18 protein-coding genes and 1 rRNA gene are annotated in these 23,452 nt (G+C 66.3%); 18 read left to right on the forward strand and 1 reads right to left on the reverse strand.

The features are described from left to right. Nucleotides 1-114: 114 nt before the first annotated feature. The 3 genes from rrf to WS64_RS01060 all read left to right on the forward strand — a co-directional run bounded on the left by rrf (nt 115) and on the right by WS64_RS01060 (nt 4,491). Nucleotides 115-227, forward strand: a 5S ribosomal RNA gene (rrf, locus tag WS64_RS01050). Nucleotides 228-604: 377 nt separating this feature from the next. Beyond that, nucleotides 605-2,680 (forward strand): molybdopterin-containing oxidoreductase family protein, encoded by a 2,076-nt coding sequence (locus WS64_RS01055; protein ID WP_060965534.1) that lies wholly within the window; start codon nt 605-607, stop codon nt 2,678-2,680. 137 nt (nt 2,681-2,817) lie between these two features. Beyond that, nucleotides 2,818-4,491, forward strand: coding sequence for a long-chain fatty acid--CoA ligase (locus WS64_RS01060; protein WP_060965535.1), 1,674 nt, complete (start codon nt 2,818-2,820; stop codon nt 4,489-4,491). Nucleotides 4,492-4,777: 286 nt separating this feature from the next. On the opposite strand, the gene WS64_RS01065 is transcribed toward WS64_RS01060, so the two are convergent. After that, nucleotides 4,778-5,929 (reverse strand): porin, encoded by a 1,152-nt coding sequence (locus WS64_RS01065; RefSeq protein WP_059637989.1) that lies wholly within the window; start codon nt 5,927-5,929, stop codon nt 4,778-4,780. Between the two features lie 276 nt (nt 5,930-6,205). Between WS64_RS01065 and coq7 the strand changes: the two genes are divergently transcribed. The 15 genes from coq7 to ftsA all read left to right on the forward strand — a co-directional run bounded on the left by coq7 (nt 6,206) and on the right by ftsA (nt 23,414). Further along, entirely contained in the window at nt 6,206-6,832 is a 627-nt protein-coding gene (gene coq7, locus WS64_RS01070; protein WP_060312576.1) for a 2-polyprenyl-3-methyl-6-methoxy-1,4-benzoquinone monooxygenase, read from the forward strand. Nucleotides 6,833-7,218: 386 nt separating this feature from the next. Further along, the gene (gene mraZ / locus WS64_RS01075; RefSeq protein ID WP_006487094.1) at nt 7,219-7,647 is read left to right on the forward strand and encodes a division/cell wall cluster transcriptional repressor MraZ; all 429 of its coding nucleotides are present in this window, start codon (nt 7,219-7,221) and stop codon (nt 7,645-7,647) included. A 23-nt stretch (nt 7,648-7,670) separates the two neighbouring features. Then, nucleotides 7,671-8,612, forward strand: a complete 942-nt coding sequence (gene rsmH, locus WS64_RS01080; RefSeq protein ID WP_060966868.1) for a 16S rRNA (cytosine(1402)-N(4))-methyltransferase RsmH — start codon at nt 7,671-7,673, stop codon at nt 8,610-8,612. Next, complete coding sequence (gene ftsL, locus WS64_RS01085; protein WP_059580826.1) at nt 8,609-8,950, forward strand: cell division protein FtsL; 342 nt, start codon at nt 8,609-8,611, stop codon at nt 8,948-8,950. Before rsmH ends, ftsL begins: the two co-directional genes overlap by 4 nt. Further along, nucleotides 8,947-10,794 (forward strand): peptidoglycan D,D-transpeptidase FtsI family protein, encoded by a 1,848-nt coding sequence (locus WS64_RS01090; RefSeq protein ID WP_059580829.1) that lies wholly within the window; start codon nt 8,947-8,949, stop codon nt 10,792-10,794. Before ftsL ends, WS64_RS01090 begins: the two co-directional genes overlap by 4 nt. After that, nucleotides 10,791-12,329 carry a UDP-N-acetylmuramoyl-L-alanyl-D-glutamate--2,6-diaminopimelate ligase gene (locus WS64_RS01095; RefSeq protein ID WP_060965536.1) on the forward strand — a complete coding sequence of 513 codons (1,539 nt, stop codon included), beginning with the start codon at nt 10,791-10,793 and terminating at the stop codon, nt 12,327-12,329. Before WS64_RS01090 ends, WS64_RS01095 begins: the two co-directional genes overlap by 4 nt. Beyond that, the gene (locus WS64_RS01100; protein ID WP_060965537.1) at nt 12,326-13,732 is read left to right on the forward strand and encodes a UDP-N-acetylmuramoyl-tripeptide--D-alanyl-D-alanine ligase; all 1,407 of its coding nucleotides are present in this window, start codon (nt 12,326-12,328) and stop codon (nt 13,730-13,732) included. Before WS64_RS01095 ends, WS64_RS01100 begins: the two co-directional genes overlap by 4 nt. A 16-nt stretch (nt 13,733-13,748) precedes the next feature. Continuing rightward, complete coding sequence (mraY, locus tag WS64_RS01105; protein WP_006477019.1) at nt 13,749-14,918, forward strand: phospho-N-acetylmuramoyl-pentapeptide-transferase; 1,170 nt, start codon at nt 13,749-13,751, stop codon at nt 14,916-14,918. A 28-nt stretch (nt 14,919-14,946) separates the two neighbouring features. Then, on the forward strand, nt 14,947-16,458 hold the full coding sequence (murD, locus tag WS64_RS01110; protein ID WP_060965538.1) for a UDP-N-acetylmuramoyl-L-alanine--D-glutamate ligase: 1,512 nt from the start codon (nt 14,947-14,949) through the stop codon (nt 16,456-16,458). Continuing rightward, nucleotides 16,455-17,738 (forward strand): putative lipid II flippase FtsW, encoded by a 1,284-nt coding sequence (gene ftsW, locus WS64_RS01115; RefSeq protein ID WP_060965539.1) that lies wholly within the window; start codon nt 16,455-16,457, stop codon nt 17,736-17,738. Before murD ends, ftsW begins: the two co-directional genes overlap by 4 nt. Before the next feature lie 121 nt (nt 17,739-17,859). Continuing rightward, entirely contained in the window at nt 17,860-18,963 is a 1,104-nt protein-coding gene (murG, locus tag WS64_RS01120) for an undecaprenyldiphospho-muramoylpentapeptide beta-N-acetylglucosaminyltransferase (RefSeq protein ID WP_059580842.1), read from the forward strand. Next, on the forward strand, nt 18,960-20,357 hold the full coding sequence (murC, locus tag WS64_RS01125) for a UDP-N-acetylmuramate--L-alanine ligase (RefSeq protein ID WP_059580845.1): 1,398 nt from the start codon (nt 18,960-18,962) through the stop codon (nt 20,355-20,357). Before murG ends, murC begins: the two co-directional genes overlap by 4 nt. An 84-nt stretch (nt 20,358-20,441) precedes the next feature. After that, complete coding sequence (locus WS64_RS01130; protein ID WP_034206326.1) at nt 20,442-21,383, forward strand: D-alanine--D-alanine ligase; 942 nt, start codon at nt 20,442-20,444, stop codon at nt 21,381-21,383. A 19-nt stretch (nt 21,384-21,402) separates the two neighbouring features. Beyond that, nucleotides 21,403-22,155 (forward strand): cell division protein FtsQ/DivIB, encoded by a 753-nt coding sequence (locus WS64_RS01135; RefSeq protein WP_034186356.1) that lies wholly within the window; start codon nt 21,403-21,405, stop codon nt 22,153-22,155. A 26-nt stretch (nt 22,156-22,181) separates the two neighbouring features. Next, complete coding sequence (ftsA, locus tag WS64_RS01140) at nt 22,182-23,414, forward strand: cell division protein FtsA (protein WP_006487138.1); 1,233 nt, start codon at nt 22,182-22,184, stop codon at nt 23,412-23,414. The last annotated feature ends 38 nt before the right edge of the window (nt 23,415-23,452 follow it).

Here is a 23,452-nt window from a genome sequence, read left to right on the forward strand (position 1 = left end):
ACGTACGACGGTTGAAGTACCGCGTACGTGTGAGATACAGCTCACAACCCAAATCAAGATTACTGCTTCTTCCAAGATTGGTTGCGCTGCGAAGCAACGCAACAACCCCCTTTGCCTGATGACCATAGCGAGTCGGTCCCACCCCTTCCCATCCCGAACAGGACCGTGAAACGACTCTACGCCGATGATAGTGCGGATTCCCGTGTGAAAGTAGGTAATCGTCAGGCTCCCTAAGCCAAAAACCCCCGCCCGACAAGGCGGGGGTTTTTGCATTTGGGCGATGCAAACGCACGCGGGCGGGCAAAGCGTTGCCAAGGTGACTACCTGAGTGAACTTCCCGTCCGACACATCGATCGCGGCGTCGTTCTCCCAATGGCTGCCATCTCTAGTGATTCAGCCGCATACTGGCCGTATCTCCGATCAAGATCGCACTTGTCTTGAAGCGCCTCACCGGCAAGCAGTACGGTGCGGTTGCTTTCCCTCCGCCGCAGCCCGGCACCACTACTTGGTCTTCGGTCAGATAATCCCCAATCGGTGCGAAATGAACGCGTTATTCAGCGTGTCCACGTAAAATTTGCGAATCCCCATCTCTGCATTCAAGACCATGAACGCCGCCACCCAAGTAGCCCGGGCCGTTTGCCCGCATGATTGTCCGGACACATGCGCAATGCGTGTGACCGTCGAAAATGGCAAGGCGATCAAGGTCACGGGCGATCCCGACCATCCGCCGACGCAGGGCGTGTTGTGTACGAAAGTCAGCCGATACGCGGATCGCGTTCATCATCCCGACCGCCTCACGGTCCCGCTCAAGCGTGTCGGTGCCAAAGGGGAAGGGCGCTTCGTGCCAATCAGCTGGAGCGAGGCGTTCGACGAGATTGGGCGTCGCCTCGGTGAAATCGCCGCGCGCGCGCCGGAGGCGATCGTGCCATACAGCTATGCGGGAACGATGGGGCTCGTGCAAGGCGAGGGCATTGCCCAGCGCTTTTTTCACAAGCTCGGCGCCTCGCGGCTCGAGCGCACGATCTGCTCGGCAGCCGGCGCAGCGGGGTTGCGATATACGTACGGCGGCAACGTCGGCATGCATCTCGAGTACTTCGAGGAAAGCGAGCTGATTCTGATATGGGGCGCGAATCCGATTGCATCGAGCCTGCACTTCTGGACCCGCGCGCAGGAAGCGAAGCGCCGGGGCGCGCGTCTTGTCGCGATCGACCCGTATCGTTCGCTGACCGCGGAGAAATGCCACCAGCACATCGCATTGAAGCCCGGTACCGATGGCGCGTTTGCGCTCGGCATGATGCATGTGCTGATTACCGAAAACCTGCTCGATCACGGTTACATCGCCGACCATACGCTCGGCTTCGACGCGCTCAAGGCGCGCGCCATGTCCTATCCGCCGGAACGCGTTGCGCAGATCTGCGGCATCGACCCATCGGAACTGATCGATCTTGCGCGTCGCTACGGCGCCACCCGCAAGGCTTCGATCCGCCTCAACTACGGCATGCAGCGCGTTCGCGGCGGCGGCAATGCCGTGCGCGCGATCGCCAGCCTGCCGGCGTTGACCGGGGCATGGCGCGATCGGGCCGGTGGGCTGCTGCTCTCGTCGTCGGAATCCGCACCGGTCAACCAGGCGGCGCTGCTGCGTCCGGATCTGATGCCGGGTTGGCCGCACAAGCTGCCGCGCATCATCAACATGAATGCGATCGGCGACGCGTTGCTGCACCCGGGCGACGCGACGTTCGGGCCGAAAGTCGAAGCGATGATCGTGTACAACTCGAATCCGGTCGCGGTCGCGCCCGATTCGTCGAAGGTCGCAGCAGGCTTCGCGCGCGACGATCTGTTCACGGTCGTTCTAGAACACTTCAAGACAGATACGGTCGATTTCGCCGACATTGTATTGCCGGCGACCACGCAACTCGAGCATCTGGATGTCCATAAGTCATACGGCCATACCTACGTGATGGCAAACCTGCCGGCGATTCCGCCGGTGGGCGACGCGCGGCCGAACACGGAGATCTTTCGCGGGATCGCACGCAGCATGGGGCTCGACGAGCCCGCGCTCTATCACAGCGACGAAGAGGTCGCGCGCGCGGCGCTTCGCTGGGACGATCCGGCGCTCGACAGCGACTGGGACACGCTGAAGCAGGCCGGCTGGCTGAAGCTCAAGCTGCCGGACGCGCCGTTCGCGAACGGCGGCTTCCGCACGCCTTCGGGAAAGTGCGAGTTCTACAGCCCGCGGCTCGAGCAGATGGGCAAGGACCCCGTCCCCGACTACCTGCCGCCGTTCGAGTCGGCCGAGGCCGCGCCCGAGCTCGCCGCACGCTATCCGCTGGCGATGATTTCGCCGCCGGCCCGCCACTTCCTGAACAGCACGTTCGTGAACGTCGACAGCCTGCGCTCGACGGAAGGCGAGCCGCACCTCGACATGCACCCGTCCGATGCGAGCGCGCGCGGCATCGCGGAGGGCGACGTCGTCCGCATCTTCAATGACCGCGGCTCGATGCAGGCGCTTGCGCGAATCACTGACCGTGCACGTGCCGGGCTAGTCGTGGGGTTGTCGATATGGTGGAAGAAGCTGTCGCCGGACGGCAGGAACGCGAACGAAGTGACGAGCCAGGCGCTGACCGATCTGGGCAATTCGGCGACGTTTTACGATTGTCTTGTGGAAGTTGAGCGGATTTGATCGAATATTGCCGTATGATCAGACAATATCGATAGGGAAGTTCGAAGTGGACATCTAACCCTGTTGTCTCGGGGCGGGGGAGCCGTTAGGATGCGTTTTAGCACGACCATTCGAAAATCTGTGAGGAGACGCGCGGTATGGACAAAATTTGGCTGAAATCGTACCCACCCGGCGTTCCAGCCGAAATTGACTCCTCGCCTTATCCGTCTGTCCCTGACCTGCTCGACGAGAGCTTCCGTCAGTATCGGGACCGTACCGCGTTCGTCTGCATGGGCAAGGGCATCACGTACGGCGAACTCGACACGCTGTCGCGCGAGTTCGGTGCGTGGCTGCAATCCCGCGGTCTGGCACGCGGGGCGCGCGTCGCGATCATGATGCCGAACGTGCTGCAATACCCGGTGACGATCGCTGCGGTATTGCGCGCCGGCTATACCGTGGTCAACGTCAATCCGCTCTATACGCCGCGCGAGCTCGAGCATCAACTGAAGGACAGTGGTGCCGAGGCGATCGTCATCCTGGAGAATTTCGCGTCGACGCTGCAGGCCGTCATCGCCAATACGGCCGTCAAGCACGTGGTCGTCGCATCGATGGGCGACCTGCTGGGCATCAAGGGATGGCTCGTCAATTACGTCGTGCGCAACGTGAAGAAGATGGTGCCGGCGTGGCAACTGCCGTCGTTCACGCGCTTCAAGGCCGCGCTGTCGGAAGGCGCGCGGCAGGCGTTCAAGCCGCAGAAAATCGGCCCCGACGACGTCGCGTTCCTGCAGTACACGGGTGGTACGACCGGCGTCGCGAAGGGGGCGACGCTGCTGCACCGGAACATCGTGTCGAACGTGCTGCAGGCGGGCGCCTGGCACCATCCGGCTCATGAGAAATTCCCGGACGTGAAACAGTTCGTGACGGTCGTCGCACTGCCGCTGTATCACGTGTTCGCGCTGACCGTCTGCGGTTTCCTGACGATGCGCACGGGCGGCATGGGCATCCTGATTCCGAACCCGCGCGACATCGCCGGGATGATCAAGGAGCTGAAGGGCTACCAGATCTCGACGATTCCGGCCGTCAACACGCTGTACAACGCGCTGCTGAACCATCCCGAATTCGGTCAGCTCGACCTGTCGAAGCTCGTCATCGCCAACGGTGGCGGCATGGCGATCCAGGAAGGCGTGGCGAAGCGCTGGTACGAAAAGACCCGCACCGCGATCATCGAGGGATACGGGTTGTCCGAAACGTCGCCGGTGGCCACCTGCAACCCCGTGACGGCGACCGAATACAGCGGCACGATTGGTCTGCCGCTGCCGTCGACCGAAGTCGCGATCCGCGACGATGCCGGCAACGACGTCCCGCTCGGCGAACCCGGCGAGATCTGCATCCGCGGGCCGCAGGTGATGGCCGGCTACTGGAACCGGCCCGACGAGACCGCGAAGGTCATGTTCGCGGACGGCTTCTTCAAGACGGGCGATGTCGGCGTGATGGATGCGCGCGGCTACGTGAAGATCGTCGATCGCAAGAAGGACATGATTCTCGTATCCGGCTTCAACGTGTATCCGAATGAAGTCGAGGACGTGGTGGCGTCGCATCCGGGCGTATTCGAGGTGGCGGCGGTCGGCGTGCCGGACGAGCATTCCGGCGAAGCCGTGAAGCTGTTCGTCGTGAAAAAGGATCCGGCGCTGACCGACAAGGACATCCTCGCCTATTGCAAGGAGCGGCTCACCGGGTACAAGCGGCCGAAGCTGGTCGAGTTCCGCACGGAGCTGCCGAAGACGAACGTCGGCAAGATCCTGCGGCGTGAACTGCGCGATGGACGCGCGTAATGCGCGCAACGATGCGATCGAACGAGAAAGCCCGGCACTTGCCGGGTTTTTTGTCTGTGGGGCGGGCTGGATGACGGAAGCGCGCGTTACGTGCGGGAGACCGCGGCAAGCCTCGCGTTTCGGCCTGACGGTCGCGGGAGGGACGGCGCGCCGCGACGTGCGTCTACCGTCGACCCGCTCGACCCACCGCCGCCGCCCCGCCACCCGCCGGCCTCCCCGCCGCCCCGGAAAAGAAAAAGGCGCCCGAAGGCGCCTTCAATATGCCGCGGCTTGTCAGACAAGCTGATTAGAACTTGTGACGGATACCGACGCGTGCCGCGACCTGATTGCTCGTGCTCGACCCGGCCAGACCGTTGATCGCTGCCGTTGCCTTCAGGACGTTGCCGTTCGAATCGAGCACGTTGCCCGATGCGTGCTGGTACACGCCGATCGCGTAGATGTCGGTGCGCTTCGACAGGAAGTAGTCGACGCCCAGCGAGCCCTGGTGGTACTTGGCCGCCGAGTTGCCGTCGATCTTGCTGCCTTGCGTGTAGTCGTACGCCGCGCCGAGGATCAACGCCGGGGTCAACTGGTACTTGAAGTTGATTTCGCCGTTGTTGAACGTCGCGGTCTGGTTCACGAACGGGCCTGCCGAGAAGCCCTTGAACTTCGTGTTCGAGTACGTCGCACCGATCGTCGCCGCGCCGAACGTGTAGGCGCCGCCCGCGCCGATGACCTGGTACGTGTTCGCGTTGTTCGCGTACGCGCCGTAGATCGGCGACGAGACCGACGAAGACGTCGAGCCGTTGTTGAACATGCCGCCGAACTGGTTCGGCGTACGTGCGTTCAAGTAACCGACGCCCAACACCAACGGGCCGTTGGTGTAGCCGGCGCCGAGCGACCAGACCTGGTTCTTCGAGAACTGGCCCGCCTGACCGCCGAAGCTGTACAGGCCGCCGAACGTGAGGCCGCCGTAGTTCGCGCTCGTGAACTTGACCGCGTTGTTCACGCGATACGCGTTGTTGAAGTTGTCGAGGTCACCCGGGTGAGCGGCGATGTAGCCGCCCCACTGGTCGCCTGCCTCGAGCGGGCCGACGAAGTCGACGACGGAGTCGTACTGACGACCCAGCGTGACCGTACCGTACGGGCTCGACAGACCGACGTAAGCCTGACGACCGAACATCAGGCCGCCTTGACCGAGCCTGCCGCTGTTCACGTCGAAACCGTTTTCGAGGGTGAAGATCGCCTTCAGGCCGCCACCGAGGTCTTCGGTGCCGCGCAGGCCGAAGCGGCTGCCTTGCATCACGCCGCTGGCGAGGCCGTACAGGTGCTTGCCGCCTGCGTTGTTGTTGAAGAGGAAGCCTTCATCGATGATGCCGTAAAGCGTCACGCTGCTTTGCGCATGGGCAGCGCCAGCGAACGCGCCCAGCGCGACGAGCGCGAGAAGCGACTTTTTCATTAGCGGATCTCCAAGAATCACTGAATTTTTTTGACGGGGCGGATAGTTATGTTCTGTCGACGAGCCCCCTCAACTTCGCAAGAAGTCGGACGTAATGTAGCAAAGCCGATTTTTGCCACAAAGCGAAATGCTGCTGCTCAAGGTCGCCATGTTTCCTTTATGCAACAATGGTTAAAATCACGGGTTAACCGCAATTTCCGCTGAATAATCAAGTCGGTTACGCAGCGGACTCGTGCCCTTGCCGCGCGCAGCGGCACCTGCAGCCAGGAGAACAGGATGGTGTTGGATGAACTGATCAGCGAATTCGATCGTGGCCTGCGATCGCTGACCGGCATTAGCCGGATGAGCCGGCCGGTGCCCGTGCCGGCCGATGCGCCGGACGTCGAACTGACGCCCGCCGAGCGCACGCACGCGGCCGGACTGATGCGTGTGAACCACGTCGGCGAGGTCTGCGCGCAGGCGCTCTACCAGGCGCAGAAGCTCACCGCGCGCACGGCGTCGGCGAAGGCGATGTTCGAGGAGGCCGCGCGCGAGGAGGAGGATCACCTCGCGTGGACCGCGCACCGGCTGAAGGAGCTCGACTCGCGGCCGAGCCTGCTGAATCCGCTGTGGTATGCCGGCGCGCTCGCGATCGGCGTGGCGGCCGGCACCCTCGGCGACAAGGTCAGCCTCGGCTTCATGGCCGAGACGGAGCGGCAGGTCGAGAGCCATCTCGAAGGTCACATGTCGGAGTTGCCGGCCACTGACGCCGCGTCGCGCGCGATCGTCGACCAGATGCGGATCGACGAAGTGAAGCACGGCAAGGCCGCGACCGACGCCGGCGGGATCGAGCTGCCGCTGCCCGCGCGGATGCTGATGCGTGCCGCCTCGAAAGTCATGACGAGCACCGCGTACTATCTCTGAGATTCGCGCCGGGGCGGCGTGGGACGTCGCCCCGGTTCGCCGCCTCCGGTATCGCCCGCCTACTCCTCGTTTTCCCGCCCCCGAAAGCCCCGTCCGCACGCCCGTCTGGCCCGTCTTTCTCACGTATCACCTTCACAAGTTGCACTAGCTCATTCATTTATAACGGTTTTTGGTATGAGGGGCCGCATGAGCTTGTGCGCGTAAGTCCTTGTTCTAACTAACAAAATTCGTCAAAAAAGCGGGCCGCTCCCTTGACCGTGCCACACCCTTCCTCTAAAGTGGGAGACAGTGTGAGAAAGTGTATTTTTGTGTGATTTAGCAGGCTGTTCCGGCTAAATTCTCAGCATTGAGCGGGTGCTTCGGTGCCCTGAACGGGAGAGCGGAAAGTGTTCCAAGGGGCGTCGGCGCTGACGCTCGATGCGAAAGGGCGGATGTCGGTGCCGGCTCGCTATCGCGAAGCGCTGCAAGGACAGGCAGAAGGACGGGTGACTGTGACCAAGCACCCGGACGGCTGCCTGTTGCTGTTTCCGCGCCCCGAATGGGAAGTGTTCCGCGCCAAGATCGCCGCGCTGCCGATGGACGCGCACTGGTGGCGGCGAATTTTTCTCGGCAATGCGATGGATGTCGATCTCGACAGCGCGGGCCGGATTCTCGTATCGCCCGAGCTGCGCATGGCAGCCGGACTGGAAAAGGAAGTCATGTTGTTGGGAATGGGTAGTCACTTCGAGCTGTGGGATTCGCAGACCTACAACGCGAAGGAGCAGGCAGCGATGGCGCAGGGCATGCCCGACGCGCTGAAGAATTTCACGTTCTGATTGCGGTGACGGAGACGCCCGCGATGGGAAATGAATTGCGGCATCGGACGGTGCTGTTGGATGAGGCGGTCGAGTCGCTCGTGACGCGGCCGGACGGCGTGTATGTCGACGGCACGTTCGGGCGCGGCGGCCACAGCCGCGCGGTGCTCGCGCGGCTGGCGTCGGCCGGGCGGCTGATCGCGTTCGACAAGGATCCGAGGGCGATCGAGACGGCGCAGGGCATCGAGGATGCGCGCTTCTCGATCGTGCATGACAGCTTTGCATCGATGCGCGACGCGCTTGCGGCGCGCGGCGTCGAGAAGGTGTCGGGGGTGTTGCTGGACCTGGGCGTGTCCTCGCCGCAGGTGGACGATCCGGCGCGCGGCTTCAGTTTCCGCGCCGATGGTCCGCTGGACATGCGAATGGATCCGACGCGTGGCGAGTCGGCGGCCGAATGGCTCGCGCGGGCTTCGGTGCAGGAATTGACGGAGGTGATACGGGATTATGGGGAAGAACGGTTTGCTTTTCAGATTGCAAAGGCGCTTGTTGCTCGCCGGGCAGAGTCCGACCGTCTTGGGCCTCTCGACACCACGGGCGAGCTTGCCCAAATCGTGGGTCACGTCGTCAAAACCCGTGAGAAGGGCAAGGATCCGGCAACCCGCACCTTTCAGGCTATACGGATTCACGTCAATCAAGAGCTTGCGGACCTGCAAGTCGTACTAGACGCGGCACTGTCGTTGCTGGAGCAAGGGGGGCGGCTGGTGGTCATCAGCTTTCATTCACTCGAGGACCGGATCGTCAAGCGATTCATGCAGGCGCACGCGAGTGCGCCTGCGGTCGATCGTCGCCTGCCGATCCGCGCCGTCGATCTCCCGAGCCCGCCGCTCAAGATCATCAGCCGCCAGTTTCCGAGCGACGCGGAAGTCGCCGCGAATCCGCGCGCCCGCTCGGCCGTGATGCGTATCGCGGAGCGCGTCACGCCATGAGCCGTCTCAATATCTTCCTGCTGATCATCGTGATGGGTTGCGCGCTGTCGGTCGTCAACTCGACGAACCAGCAACGTCAGATCTTCATCCAGCTGCAGCGCGCGCAGTCGCAGGAGCGTCAGCTCCAGCAGGACTACGCGCAGCTTCAATATCAGCAGAGCGCGCTGTCGAAGACGTCGCGCATCGAGCAGCTCGCGAACGATTCGCTGAAAATGCAGGCGATCTCGACGGGCCGCACGCAATACCTGACGCTGCCGCCGGGCGCCGCGAAGGCGATCGACGCGCCGATCCCGGCGTCGGCCGACACGGCCGGCAAGGGCAAGGGAGGCGCGCGATGAAGCCGTCCCCGAAGCGCCAGAACGTGAAGTTCTCGTCGAGCCCGGTGCTGGGCGTGCATCTGCCGATGTGGCGCTCGAAGCTCGTCGTGTTCCTGCTGTTCATGGCGTTCGTCGCGCTGGCCGCGCGGGCGTTCTGGATCCAGGGGCCCGGCAACGCGTTCTATCAGAAGCAGGGCGAAAGCCGCTACCAGCGCACGATCGAACTGCCCGCGACGCGCGGCAAGATCCTCGACCGCAACGGGCTCGTGCTCGCGACGAGCCTGCCCGTGCGCGCGATCTGGGCGATTCCCGACGCGGTGCCGGACGATCTCGACGCCGACAAGATCAACCAGCTCGGCAAGCTCCTCGGCATGACGCCGAAGGAACTGCGCGTGAAGCTGTCGGAAGACAAGGGTTTCGTCTACGTGAAGCGCCAGGTGCCGATCGACGTCGCGGACAAGGTCGCCGCGCTCGACATTCCCGGCATCTATCAGCGCAACGAGTACAAGCGCTTCTACCCGGAAGGCGAGATCACCGCTCACCTGATCGGCTTCACGAACGTCGAGGACGAAGGGCAGGAAGGCGTCGAGCTGGGCGACCAGAAGATGCTGTCCGGCACGTCGGGCATGCGTCGCGTGATCAAGGACCGGATGGGGCACATCGTCGAGGACGTCGCCGAGCAGATCCCGCCGCACAACGGTACTGACGTCGACCTGTCGATCGACAGCAAGATCCAGTACATCGCGTACGCGAACCTGAAGGCCGCCGTCGAGAAGTTCAAGGCGAAGGCCGGCGCGGCGATGGTCGTCGACGTGCGTACCGGCGAAGTGCTCGCGCTCGTCAACTACCCGACCTACAACCCGAACGACCGCTCGCGCATGACCGGCGAGCAGTTGCGCAACCGGATCATGACCGACGTGTTCGAGCCGGGCTCGATCATGAAGCCGTTTACGGTATCGCTCGCGCTCGACTTGCACCGCGTGACGCCGAACACGCTCGTCGAGACGGGCAACGGGCATTTCGTGCTCGACGGCGCGCCGATTACCGATGACGCCGGCTTCGGCACGCTGACGGTCGGCGGCGTGATCCAGAAGTCGAGCAATATCGGCGCGACGAAGATCGCGATGACGATGCGGCCCGAGGAAATGTGGAATATGTATACGAGCATCGGCCTCGGCCAGGCGCCGAAGGTCGGCTTCCCGGGCGCGGTGGCCGGCCGCCTGCGGCCGTGGAAGAGCTGGCGCCGCATCGAGCAGGCGACGATGTCGTACGGCTACGGCCTGTCGGTGTCGCTGTTCCAGCTCGCGCGGGCGTATACGGCGATCGCGCACGACGGCGAGCTGATGCCCGTGACCATTTTCAAGACCGACCCCAATCAGCCGATCGCGGGCACGCAGGTGTTCAACCCGACCACCGCGCGCGAAGTACGCGCGATGCTCGAGACGGTCGTCGCGCCGGGCGGCACGTCGCCGGATGCGGCCGTGCCGGGCTATCGCGTCGGCGGCAAGAGCGGCACCGCGTACAAGCACGAAGGCCACGGCTACACGCGCAAGTACCGCGCGTCGTTCGTCGGGATGGCGCCGATGCCGAACCCGCGCGTCGTGATCGCGGTGTCGGTCGACGAGCCGACGGCCGGCAGCCACTTCGGCGGCCAGGTGTCGGGCCCCGTATTCTCGGCGATCGCCGGCGACACGATGCGCGCGCTGAACGTCCCGCCGAACATGCCGATCAAGCAGCTCGTCGTGTCCGGCGATTCGCCGGATTCCGCCGCCGCAAAAGGCCCGCAAAAGCTGGCTACGGGGGGCGGCGCGAAGCATATGATCGTATCCAGCACGACCCGTAATTCACCAGGAGTTGTTCGATGAGCGCCGCCCGCAGTTCCCATCCGGCGCATCAGCAGATCGCAGCCGCGCTCGCGTGGCTGCGTCAGCATGTGGCCCCCGCGGCGCAACTGCATGCCGACACGCGCAGCCTCAAGGCTGGCGACGTGTTCGTCGCGTATGCGGTCGACGGGGCAGACAATCGCGCGTTCATGGCCGACGCCGTCGCACGCGGCGCGGCCGCCGTGTTGTATCAGCCGGAAGGGCTGGTCGACGCGCCGGCCGTACCCGTCGCGCTCGCGGTGCCGGCGCTCGATCAACTCGCCGGCGAGATCGCCAGCGGCTGGTACGGCGATCCGAGCGACAGCCTGCTCGCGATCGGTGTCACAGGCACGAACGGCAAGACGTCGTGCACGCAATGGATCGCCACCGCACTGACGGCGCTGCGCGAGCCGTGCGCGGTGATCGGCACGCTCGGCACCGGGATGCCCGGCCAGCTCGTGCCGACGGGCTTCACCACGCCCGACGCACCGCAGCTGCAGCGCAGCCTCGCGCAATTGCGCGACGCGGGCGCGCAGGCCGTGGCGATGGAAGTATCGTCGCACGCGCTGCACCAGGGGCGCGTGAACGGAACGGCGTTCGACATCGCGGTGTTTACGAACCTCACGCAGGATCACCTCGACTATCACGGCACGTTCGACGCGTACGAGGCCGCGAAGGCGAAGCTGTTCGCATGGCGCGGCCTGCGCGCGGCGGTGATCAACCGCGACGACGCGGCAGGCCGCCGCCTGCTCGAGAAACTGGCCGGCCGCGTGCGCACGATCGCGTACGGAATCGGCGACGCACCGGCGCCCGACGCCGATCGCGCGCTGGTCGCGCTCGACGTGCGCGCCACCGCGACGGGTACCGCATTCCGCCTGCGTTCGCCGTGGGGCGACGCGGACGTCGAGGTCGGCACGCTCGGCACGTTCAACGTCAGCAACCTGCTTGCCGTGCTGGGTTCGCTGCTCGCGGCCGACGTGCCGTTCGACGCGGCACTCGCCGAGATCGAGCGGCTCGAGTCGGTCAATGGCCGGATGCAGCGGCTTGGCGGCCGGCTGCAGAACGATGAACCGCTCGTCGTGATCGACTACGCACACACGCCCGACGCGCTCGAAAAGACGCTCGATGCGCTGCGCCCGATCGCCGCGGCGCGCGGTGGCCGGCTGATCTGCATGTTCGGCTGCGGCGGCGATCGCGATGCGACGAAGCGCCCGCTGATGGGCGCGATCGTGGAGCGGCTCGCCGACGAAGCAGTCGTCACGAGCGACAACCCGCGCAGCGAAGATCCGCAGCGCATCATCGATCAGGTCGTCGCGGGCATGACCGCACCCGATCGCGCACGCCGTATCGAGGATCGCGCGAGCGCGATCCTGCAGGCCGTGCGCGGCGCCGCACGCGAGGACGTCGTCGTGCTGGCCGGCAAGGGCCACGAGGCCACGCAGGAAATCATGGGCAAGAAGCGCGCATTCTCCGACCAGGACCACGCACGGCTCGCGCTCGCGGCGCGCGCGACGCACGGCAAGGGAGGCGCCGAATGACGATGCTCAGTCTCGGCGAAGCCGCCCGCCTGATTCCCGGCGCCACCGTCCACGGCGACGCGGGCGTCACGTTCGATCGCGTGTCGACCGACAGCCGCACGGTCGGCCCGGGCGACCTGTTCGTCGCGCTGAAGGGCGAGCGCTTCGACGCGCACGACTTTCTCGGCGACGTCGCCGCGCGCGGAGCGGCCGCGGCACTCGTCGCGCACGCGCCGGCGGGCATCGCGATGCCGATGATCGAAGGCGGCGAAACGCGTGCCGCGCTCGGCGCGCTCGCGCACGGCTGGCGCATGCGGTTCCCGCTGCCGCTCGTCGCGGTGACGGGCAGCAACGGCAAGACGACCGTCAAGGAAATGATCGCGGCGATCTTCGCGGCGGCGGTAGGCGCCGACGCGCGGCTCGCGACGGCCGGCAACCTGAACAACGATGTCGGCCTGCCGCTGACGCTGCTGCGCCTGTCGGCCGCGCATCGTCTCGCGGTGATCGAGATCGGCATGAACCACCCGGGCGAAACCGAAGTCCTCGCGCGTCTTACCGCGCCGACGGTCGCGCTCGTCAACAACGCGCAGCGCGAGCACCAGGAATTCATGGCGACGGTCGAAGCCGTCGCGCTCGAACACGCAGCCGTGATCCATGCGCTGCCGCCGGACGGCGTCGCGGTGTTCCCGGCCGACGACGCGTACGCAAGCATCTGGCGCGTCGCGGCGACCGGCAACCGGATCCTCGATTTCGCGCTGCACGACGCCGAACGGCGGAACGACGCGCAGGTCGTCGGTCGCCTGCACGGCGGCGAACTCGCGATCGACACGCCGGCGGGTGCCGTCACGGTGCGGCTGCGCGCGCTCGGCGAACACAACGCGCGCAACGCACTCGCCGCGACGGCCGCGGCGCTCGGCGCCGGCGTCGCGCTGTCGGCGATCCGGCAGGGGCTCGAATCGTTCGAACCGGTCAAGGGCCGGCTGCAGGTGAAGCAGGCGAGCGTCAGCAGCCTCGCCGGCGCGACGGTCGTCGACGATACGTACAACGCGAACCCGGATTCGATGCGCGCCGCGATCGACGTGCTCGCCGCGCATCCGGCGCCGCGCGTGCTGGTGATCGGCGACATGGGCGAGGTCGGCGACGAAGGGCCGGCATTCCACCGCGAGATCGGCGCGTACGCGCGCGAACGCGGGATCGACGCGCTGTTCGCGCTCGGCGACGCATCGCGCGACGCATGCACGGCCTACGGCGACACCGCACGCCATTTCGGCGACGTCGGCGCGCTCGTGTCGGCGCTGCTCGCGGCCGGTTACGGCGCGCAGGCGACGGTGCTCGTGAAGGGCTCGCGGTACATGAAGATGGAGCGCGTGGTCGACGCGCTGACGAACCAACCCGCGGCGGGCACGGTGCCCGCCGCACACTGAGTAGAAGGAAGGAAGCATGCTGCTGGCGCTGGCGCAATGGCTGCAAGGAGACGCAAGCTTTTTGCGCTTGTTCACGTACCTCACGTTCCGTGCGGTGATGGCCACCATCACCGCGCTCGGGATCGGGCTCGTGTGCGGACCGTGGGTGATCCGCAAGCTGACGCAGATGAAGGTCGGGCAGGCCGTGCGCAAGGACGGCCCGCAGACCCACCTCGTCAAGTCCGGCACGCCGACGATGGGCGGCGTGCTGATCCTGATCGGCATCGCGGTCGCGACGCTGCTGTGGGGCGACCTGACGAACCGTTTCATCTGGATCGTGATGCTCGTCACGTTCGGTTTCGGCGTGATCGGCTGGGTCGACGATTACCGCAAGGTCGTCCACAAGGACCCGCGCGGGATGTCGTCGCGCGAGAAGTATTTCTGGCAGTCGGTGATCGGGCTGTTCGCGGCCGTCTATCTCGCGTTCAGCGTGTCCGAGGCGAACAACGTGCGCGTGTTCGACCTGTTCATGGCGTGGGTGAGGAGCGGCCTGTCGATGGGGCTGCCGGCGCGCGCCGACCTGATGCTGCCGTTCCTGAAGTCGATCAGCTACCCGCTCGGCGTGTGGGGCTTCATCGTGCTGACCTACTTCGTGATCGTCGGCGCGAGCAACGCGGTGAACCTGACCGACGGCCTCGACGGCCTCGTGATCATGCCGGTCGTGCTGGTCGGCGCGTCGCTCGGTGTGTTCGCGTACGTGATGGGCAGCGCGGTCTATTCAAAATACCTGCTGTTTCCGCACATCCCCGGCGCGGGCGAACTGCTGATCTTCTGTTCCGCGATGGGCGGAGCCGGGCTCGCGTTCCTCTGGTACAACACGCACCCCGCGCAGGTGTTCATGGGCGACGTCGGCGCGCTGGCGCTGGGCGGCGCGCTCGGCACGGTCGCGGTGATCGTGCGCCAGGAAATCGTGCTGTTCATCATGGGCGGCATCTTCGTCGCGGAAACGCTGTCGGTGATGCTGCAGGTGTCGTGGTTCAAGTACACGAAGAAGCGTTATGGCGAAGGCCGGCGCCTGCTGAAGATGGCGCCGCTGCATCACCATTTCGAATTGTCCGGCTGGAAGGAAACGCAGGTGGTCGTGCGTTTCTGGATCATCACGCTGATGCTGTGCCTGTTCGGTCTGACCACCCTCAAGCTGCGGTAAAGGAAAGGTAACAAGGATGTCTGGCGAGATGTTTGGAGATCGGCAACGGCCGATGGTGCTCGTACTGGGGCTCGGGGAATCGGGTCTTGCGATCGCGCGATGGTGCGCGAGGCACGGGTGCCGGCTGCGCATTGCCGATACCCGCGAGGCGCCGCCGAACCTTGCCGCGCTGCAGGCCGAAGGCATCGACGCGGAATTCGTCGGCGGGGCGTTCACGCCCGCGCTGCTCGACGGCGGCGTCGAGATCGTCGGGCTGAGCCCCGGGCTGTCGCCGCTGGAGCCGGCGCTCGCGGCGCTGGTCGCGGCCGCGAACGAGCGCGGCATCGCGGTATGGGGCGAGCTGGAATTCTTCGCGCAGGCGCTGCGCGCGCTCGGCACGAGCGGCTACCAGCCGAAGGTGCTCGCGATTACCGGCACCAACGGCAAGACCACGACGACGAGCCTCACGGGCCTGCTGTGCCAGCGCTCGGGCAAGAAGGTCGCGGTCGCGGGCAACATCAGCCCGGCGATGCTCGACCGGCTCGCGAGCGCGATCGACGAAACCGCGTTGCCGGACGTCTGGGTGCTCGAACTGTCGAGCTTCCAGCTCGAGACCGCACGCACGTTCGCGCCCGATGCGGCCGCGATCCTCAACATCACGCAGGACCATCTCGACTGGCACGGCAGCTTCGACGCGTACGCGCAGGCAAAGGGCCGGATCTTCGGCGCGACGACGACGCGCGTGCTGAACCGCGACGACGCGGCCGTGATGAAGTTCGCGCCGGCAGCCGGCGCGGCCGATGCGCCGCGCACGGTCACGTTCGGCCTGAACGAGCCGACGCAGGACGGCGACTACGGGCTGTCGCGCGACAACGGCATCGCGTGGCTGGTGGAAGCCGTCGATCGCGACGCGCCGGATGAGGCGACGACGGGCCGCCGGCGCAAGCGCGACGCCGCGCACACGCCCGACATCGCGCAGAAGCGCCTGATGCCGGTCGACGCGCTGCGCATCCGCGGGCTGCACAACGCCGCGAACGCGCTGGCCGCGTTCGCGCTCGCGCGCGCGATCGATCTGCCGGCCGCGCCGCTGCTGCACGCGCTGCGCGAATACCGCGGCGAAGCGCATCGCGTCGAAGTGATCGCGACGATCGACGACGTCGACTACGTCGACGACAGCAAAGGGACGAACGTCGGCGCGACGGTGGCCGCGCTCGACGGGCTCGCGCAGAAGACCGTGCTGATCGCGGGCGGCGACGGCAAGGGGCAGGATTTCGCGCCGCTCGTCGCGCCGGTCGCGCGCTGGTGCCGCGCGGTGATGCTGATCGGCCGCGACGCGCCGGCGCTGCGCGACACGCTCGCCGAAACGGGCGTGCCGCTCGCCGATCACGCGACGCTCGAAGGCGCCGTGCACGCGGCGGCCGAGCTGGCCGAGCCGGGCGATGCGGTGCTGCTGTCGCCCGCGTGCGCGAGCCTCGACATGTTCAGGAACTACGCCCATCGTGCGGAAGTGTTCCGCGCGGCGGTCGACGCCATCGCCATCGACAAAGGAGCGACGCCATGAGCTGGTCCGATCGCCTCGTCTCCCGTTTCAACGACCGACGCGACACCGGCGGCAACGCTGCGGGCGGCCGCGTCGCATCGGCCACGCGCGCCGCGACGGGCGGCCTCGCGAGCGTCGTCAACGGCGTGCGTCCGAGCCGTTCGCGGATGCTCGATTTCGACTATTCGCTGCTGTGGGTCGCGATCGCGCTGCTCGGGCTCGGCGTCGTGATGGTGTATTCGGCGTCGATCGCGATGCCCGATTCGCCAAAATACGCGTCGTATCACGATTACGCGTTCCTGATGCGCCACTGCGTGTCGCTCGGCGTCGCGTTCGTCGCGGCGGTGATCGCGTTCCGCGTGCCGGTGTCGACCTGGGACAAGTACGCGCCGCATCTTTTCCTGATCGCGCTCGTCGGCCTCGTGATCGTGCTGATTCCGCACGTCGGCAAGGGCGTGAACGGTGCGCGCCGCTGGATTCCGCTCGGCATCACGAACATGCAGCCGTCGGAAATCATGAAGCTCGCGGTGACGATTTACGCGGCGAACTACACGGTACGCAAGCAGGAATACATGCAGAGCTTCGCGAAGGGCTTCCTGCCGATGGCGTTCGCGGTCGGTCTCGTCGGCGCGCTGCTGCTGCTCGAGCCCGACATGGGCGCGTTCATGGTGGTCGCCGCGATCGCGATGGGCGTGCTGTTCCTCGGCGGCGTGAACGGCAAGCTCTTCGGCGGCCTCGTCGCGACGGCGGTCGGCACGTTCACGATGCTCGTGTGGCTGTCGCCGTGGCGTCGCGAGCGGATCTTCGCGTATCTCGATCCGTGGGACGAACGCTACGCGCAGGGCAAGGCCTACCAGCTCACGCACTCGCTGATCGCGTTCGGCCGCGGCGAATGGTTCGGCGTCGGTCTCGGCGGCAGCGTCGAGAAGCTGAACTACCTGCCGGAAGCGCATACCGACTTCATCCTCGCGGTGATTGGCGAGGAGCTCGGTTTCATCGGCGTGCTGGTCGTGATTCTGCTGTTCTACTGGATCGTGCGCCGCGCGTTCGAGATCGGCCGCCAGGCGCTCGCGCTCGATCGCACGTTCGCGGGCCTGATGGCGAAGGGCATCGGGATCTGGTTCGGCGCGCAGACGTTCATCAACATGGGCGTGAACCTCGGGCTGCTGCCGACCAAGGGCCTGACGCTGCCGCTCGTGAGCTACGGCGGTTCGGGCATTTTGCTGAACTGCGTCGCGCTCGCGGTGCTGCTGCGGGTCGATTACGAAAATCGCGTACTGATGCGGGGAGGGAAGGTATGACCTCCCCGCGTCAGTACGCGATTTCGGTGAAGGTTCACTTCGTGCGCGAAGCGCGCGAAGTCAAGCGAAGCGGCCGTAGCCAGAACATTCGTTCATTCTTGCTGATGCGCGGAGGGAAGGTATGACCGCGTCGCAACGCACGCTGATGGTGATGGCAGGCGGCACCGGGGGCCACGTGTTCCCGGGGCTCGCGGTCGCGCACCGGATGGAAGCGGCGGGCTGGCGCGTCGTATGGCTCGGCAATCCGGCCGGGATGGAAGCGACGCTCGTGCCGAAGCACGGCATTCCGATGGAGTACGTGCGGTTCGGCGGGCTGCGCGGCAAGGGCCTGAAGACCAAGCTGACGCTGCCGGTCAACCTGCTGCGCGCATGCTGGCAGAGCCTCGGCGCGCTGCGCCGCGTGCGGCCGGACGTCGTGCTCGGGATGGGCGGCTACATCACGTTCCCGGCGGGTGTGATGACCGCGCTGTCGGGGCGTCCGCTCGTGCTGCATGAACAGAATTCGATCGCGGGCCTGACGAACAAGGTGCTCGCGAAACTCGCGAAGCGCGTGCTCGTCGCGTTCCCCGGCGCGCTGCCGCACGCGGAATGGACGGGCAACCCGATTCGCGCGGAACTTGCGCACACCGAGCCGCCCCAGGCGCGCTATGCGTCGCGCAGCGGCCCGCTGAACGTGCTGGTCGTCGGCGGCAGCCTCGGGGCGGCCGCGCTGAACGAAGTCGTGCCGCGCGCGCTGGCGCTGCTGGCGCCGGGCGAGCGCCCGCGCGTCGTGCACCAGGCCGGCGTGAAGCACATCGATGCATTGAAGGCGAATTACGAAGCGGCCGGTTTCGCGGCCGGCGAAGACGTGCGGCTCGTGCCGTTCATCGACGACATGGCGGCCGCGTATGCGGCGGCGGATCTGGTGATCTGCCGGTCGGGCGCGATGACGGTGTCGGAGATCGCGGCGGTGGGCGTGGCGGCGCTATTCGTGCCGTTCCCGTACGCGGTCGACGATCACCAGACGACCAACGCCGCGTTTCTCGCCGATGCCGGCGCGGCCGTGCTGGTGCAACAACGCGACCTGTCGGCGGAACTGCTCGCCGACTGGCTGCGCGGCCAGTCGCGGGCATCGCTCGCGGAGATGGCGGAACGTTCGCGCTCGCTCGCGAAGCCCGAGGCCACCGACGAAGTCGCGCGTGTGTGCGCGAAGGCGGCCGGCGCGAACCTGGAACAACTGCAATGAAACACATCGTCAAACACATTCATTTCGTCGGGATCGGCGGCGCGGGCATGAGCGGCATCGCCGAAGTGCTCGTCAACCTCGGCTACGCGGTCAGCGGCTCGGACCTGTCGCGCAACGCGGTGACCGATCGCCTCGCGGCGCTGGGCGCGCGGATCGCGATCGGCCACGACGCGGCGAACATCGAGGGCGCGAACGCGGTCGTCGTGTCGACGGCCGTGCGCTCCGACAATCCGGAAGTGCTGGCCGCTCGCCACCAGGGCGTGCCGATCGTGCAGCGCGCGGTGATGCTGGCGGAACTGATGCGCCTGAAGCAGGGCATCGCGATCGCCGGCACGCACGGCAAGACCACGACGACGAGCCTCGTCGCGAGCGTGCTCGCGGCGGGCGGGCTGGACCCGACGTTCGTGATCGGCGGCCGGCTGATCAGCGCCGGCGCGAATGCACGGCTCGGCACGGGCGACTTCATCGTCGCCGAGGCCGACGAGTCGGACGCGTCGTTCCTGAATCTGTATCCGGTGATCGAAGTCATCACGAACATCGACGCCGACCACATGGACACCTACGGCCACGATTTCGCGCGGCTCAAGCAGGCGTTCATCGAATTCACGCAGCGCCTGCCGTTCTACGGCAGCGCGGTGGTGTGCGTCGACGATCCGAACGTGCGGCAGATCATTCCGTTCATTTCGAAGCCGGTCGTGCGCTACGGCCTGTCGCCGGACGCGCAGGTGCGCGCGGAGGACATCGACGCGCGCGACGGCCGGATGCATTTCAATGTGATCCGCGAAGGTCGCGCGCCGCTCGCGGTGGTGCTGAACATGCCCGGCCTGCACAACGTGCAGAACGCACTCGCGGCGATCGCGATCGCGACCGATCTCGGCGTGTCGGACGACGCGATCCAGCTGGCGCTGGCGGAATTCAACGGCGTCGGCCGGCGCTTCCAGCGTTACGGCGAAGTGCCGAGCGCGGACGGCGGCCAGTACACGCTGATCGACGACTACGGCCATCACCCGGTCGAGATGGCCGCGACGATCGCGGCCGCGCGCGGTGCGTTCCCGGGCCGCCGCCTCGTGCTGGCGTTTCAGCCGCACCGCTACACGCGCACGCGCGACTGCTTCGACGATTTCGTCAACGTGCTGTCGACGGTCGATGCGCTGGTGCTGACGGAAGTCTACGCTGCCGGCGAGGCCGCGATCCCGACGGCCAGCGGCGACGCGCTGTCGCGTGCGCTGCGCGCGGCGGGCAAGGTCGACCCGGTGTTCGTCGCGACGGTCGACGACGTGCCGGACGCATTGGCGAAAGTCGCGCAGAACGGCGACGTGGTGATCACGATGGGCGCGGGTTCGATCGGCGGCGTGCCGGCGAAGCTCGTGCAACACACTGAACAGAAGGCATGACATGAAACGACTCCCACGCTTACTTCGTTCGCTGCCCCCCGCGGGGGCGGTCAGCCTCCTTGGGGCGGCCCGGCGGAGGTCGGCATGAGCGGAATCGATCCGAAACGCTTCGGCAAGGTGGCGGTGTTGTTCGGCGGCGAATCCGCCGAGCGCGAGGTGTCGCTCACCTCGGGCCGCCTCGTGCTGCAGGGCCTGCGTGACGCGGGCGTCGACGCGCATCCGTTCGACCCGGCCGAGCGGCCGCTGTCGGCGCTGAAGGACGAAGGCTTCGTGCGCGCGTTCAACGCGCTGCACGGCGGCTACGGCGAGAACGGCCAGATCCAGGGCGCGCTCGATTTCTACGGGATCCGCTACACGGGCAGCGGCGTGCTCGGGTCGGCGCTCGGCCTCGACAAGTTCCGCACGAAGCTCGTGTGGCAGCAGACGGGCGTGCCGACGCCGCCGTTCGAGACGGTGATGCGCGGCGACGATCTGGCCGCGCGCGCGACCGACATCGTCGCGAAGCTCGGCCTGCCGCTGTTCGTGAAGCCGGCGAGCGAAGGCTCGAGCGTCGCGGTGCTGAAGGTGAAGACGGCCGACGCGCTGCCGGCCGCGCTCGCGGAAGCCGCGACGCACGACAAGATCGTGATCGTCGAGAAGAGCATCGAAGGCGGCGGCGAATACACCGCGTGCATCGCCGGCGATCTCGACCTGCCGCTGATCAAGATCGTGCCGGCGGGCGAGTTCTACGACTACCACGCGAAGTACGTCGCCGACGATACGCAGTACCTGATCCCGTGCGGCCTGCCGGCGCAACAGGAGGCGGAACTGAAGCGCATCGCGCGTCGCGCGTTCGACGTGCTCGGCTGCACCGACTGGGGCCGTGCGGACTTCATGCTCGACGCGGCCGGCAACGCGTATTTCCTGGAAGTGAACACGGCCCCCGGGATGACCGACCACTCGCTGCCGCCGAAGGCCGCTCGCGCGGTCGGCATCGGCTATTCGGAGCTGGTCGTGAAGGTGTTGTCGCTCACGCTCAACGACTGACGCAGGAACGGAACGACGTATGTGGAACAACGTTCGCCAACTCAACCTTGCCGCCAGCGCGCTGTACGCGCTGCTGCTGCTCGTGTTGGCGGCGGCCGGCTGCTACTGGCTGATCCAGCGCCCGACGTTCGCGCTGCGGGAAATCCGGATCGACGGCGACACCGAGCACATCAACTCGCCGACGGTGCGCGCGGGCGTGGTCGGCCGGCTGAAGGGCAATTTCTTCACGGTCGATCTCGATGCGGCGCGTGCCGCGTTCGAGCAGATGCCGTGGGTGCGTCACGCGAGCGTGCGCCGGGTGTGGCCGAATGCGCTGGCTGTCACGCTCGAGGAGTACAAGCCGCTCGGGACCTGGGGCAGCGATCAGCTGGTGAGCGTCGACGGCGAGCTGTTCACCGCGAACCAGGGCGAGCTGGAGCAGGAACTGCCGGCGTTCGACGGCCCGGAAGGCAGTGCGAAGGAAGTCGTCACGCGGTATCGCGACTTCGGGAAATGGTTTGCGCCGCTGAAGGCGGCGCCGGAAGAAGTGACGCTGTCGGCGCGGTACGCGTGGACGGTGAAGCTGTCGAACGGCATGCAGGTCGAGCTGGGCAAGGAACGCAACAGCGACACGCTGCATGACCGGAGCCAGCGCCTGGTGGCCGCGTGGCCGGCCGTCACGGAGCGTTGGGGCAACGACATCGAGTACGCGGATCTGCGTTATCCGAACGGATTCGCGATTCGCGCGGCAGGCATGCGGTTCCTGACCGATACCGACAAGCGCAAGAAGTAACGAGAGATCACACGCAAGAGCACTTTATGAGCAAAGACTACAAGGATCTGCTGGTTTCCCTCGACATCGGCACGTCGAAGGTAGTGGCCATCGTCGCCGAGCTGAAAGGCGAGGGCCACTACGAGGTGATCGGTCTCGGCCAGAGCGAGTCGAAGGGTCTGAAGAAAGGTGTGGTGGTCAACATCGAGGCCACCGTGCAGTCGATCCAGCGCGCGCTCGAGGAAGCCGAGCTGATGGCCGACTGCAAGATCACCAACGTGTTTACTGGGATCGCGGGCAGCCACATCCGCAGCTTCAACTCGAGCGGGATGGTCGCGATCAAGGACAAGGAGGTCACGCAGACGGACGTCGCGCGCGTGATCGAGACCGCGAAGGCGATCAACATCCCGACCGACCAGCAGGTGCTGCACATCCTCACGCAGGAATTCATCATCGACGGCCAGGAAGACGTGCGCGAGCCGATCGGGATGAGCGGCATCCGGCTGGAAGTGAAGGTGCACATCGTGACGGGCGCGGTGAGCGCCGCGCAGAACATCGTCAAGTGCGTGCGCCGCTGCGGGCTGGAAGTGAACGACCTGATCCTGCAGCCGCTCGCGTCGTCGCTGGCGGTGCTGACGGAAGACGAGAAGGATCTCGGCGTGGTGCTGGTCGACATCGGCGGCGGCACGACGGACATCGCGATCTTCGCCGAAGGCGCGATCCGCCACACGGCGGTGATCCCGATCGCCGGCGACCAGATCACGAGCGACATCGCGATGGCGCTGCGCACGCCGACGCCGGATGCGGAAGACATCAAGGTCGGCTACGGGATCGCGAAGCAGGCGCTCGCCGATCCGGACGAAATGGTCGAAGTGCCGGGCCTCGGCGAACGCGGCCCGCGCACGCTGTCGCGCCAGGCGCTCGCGGCCGTGATCGAGCCGCGCGTCGAGGAACTGTTCTCGCTCGTGCAGCAGGTCGTGCGCGAATCGGGTTACGAAGAACTCCTGAGCTCCGGCGTGGTCATTACCGGCGGCGCTTCGATGATGCCGGGCATGGTCGAGCTCGGCGAAGACATTTTCCTGAAACCGGTGCGCATCGGCGCGCCGGAGTATGCAGGCGGCCTCTCCGACGTCGTGCGCAATCCGCGCTACTCGACGGCGATGGGGTTGCTCGTCGAAGGCAGTGCGCAGCGCATGCGCGGCCGCAAGGTCGCCGTGCAGTCCGGCAACGCGGGGCAGGTGTTCTCGCGGATGAAGGAATGGTTCCTGAGCAACTTCTGACGAGTCGAACCGAATCGAAATTCGCGCTGGTGCCGGCG

The sequence above is a fragment of the Burkholderia anthina genome, from assembly GCF_001547525.1.
GTDB lineage: Bacteria > Pseudomonadota > Gammaproteobacteria > Burkholderiales > Burkholderiaceae > Burkholderia > Burkholderia semiarida.

Bases quoted from the DNA above. Each gene is read 5' to 3' on its own strand.
- ftsW (WP_060965539.1), top strand. From the start codon at position 16,455: ATGAGCTGGTCCGATCGCCTCGTCTCCCGTTTCAACGACCGACGCGAC.
- rsmH (WP_060966868.1), top strand. From the start codon at position 7,671: ATGGGAAATGAATTGCGGCATCGGACGGTGCTGTTGGATGAGGCGGTC.
- WS64_RS01135 (WP_034186356.1), top strand. From the start codon at position 21,403: ATGTGGAACAACGTTCGCCAACTCAACCTTGCCGCCAGCGCGCTGTAC.
- coq7 (WP_060312576.1), top strand. From the start codon at position 6,206: ATGGTGTTGGATGAACTGATCAGCGAATTCGATCGTGGCCTGCGATCG.
- WS64_RS01060 (WP_060965535.1), top strand. From the start codon at position 2,818: ATGGACAAAATTTGGCTGAAATCGTACCCACCCGGCGTTCCAGCCGAA.
- WS64_RS01100 (WP_060965537.1), top strand. From the start codon at position 12,326: ATGACGATGCTCAGTCTCGGCGAAGCCGCCCGCCTGATTCCCGGCGCC.
- murC (WP_059580845.1), top strand. From the start codon at position 18,960: ATGAAACACATCGTCAAACACATTCATTTCGTCGGGATCGGCGGCGCG.
- WS64_RS01130 (WP_034206326.1), top strand. From the start codon at position 20,442: ATGAGCGGAATCGATCCGAAACGCTTCGGCAAGGTGGCGGTGTTGTTC.
- mraY (WP_006477019.1), top strand. From the start codon at position 13,749: ATGCTGCTGGCGCTGGCGCAATGGCTGCAAGGAGACGCAAGCTTTTTG.
- WS64_RS01065 (WP_059637989.1), bottom strand. From the start codon at position 5,929: ATGAAAAAGTCGCTTCTCGCGCTCGTCGCGCTGGGCGCGTTCGCTGGC.
- murD (WP_060965538.1), top strand. From the start codon at position 14,947: ATGTTTGGAGATCGGCAACGGCCGATGGTGCTCGTACTGGGGCTCGGG.
- ftsA (WP_006487138.1), top strand. From the start codon at position 22,182: ATGAGCAAAGACTACAAGGATCTGCTGGTTTCCCTCGACATCGGCACG.
- murG (WP_059580842.1), top strand. From the start codon at position 17,860: ATGACCGCGTCGCAACGCACGCTGATGGTGATGGCAGGCGGCACCGGG.
- WS64_RS01055 (WP_060965534.1), top strand. From the start codon at position 605: ATGAACGCCGCCACCCAAGTAGCCCGGGCCGTTTGCCCGCATGATTGT.
- WS64_RS01095 (WP_060965536.1), top strand. From the start codon at position 10,791: ATGAGCGCCGCCCGCAGTTCCCATCCGGCGCATCAGCAGATCGCAGCC.
- WS64_RS01090 (WP_059580829.1), top strand. From the start codon at position 8,947: ATGAAGCCGTCCCCGAAGCGCCAGAACGTGAAGTTCTCGTCGAGCCCG.
- ftsL (WP_059580826.1), top strand. From the start codon at position 8,609: ATGAGCCGTCTCAATATCTTCCTGCTGATCATCGTGATGGGTTGCGCG.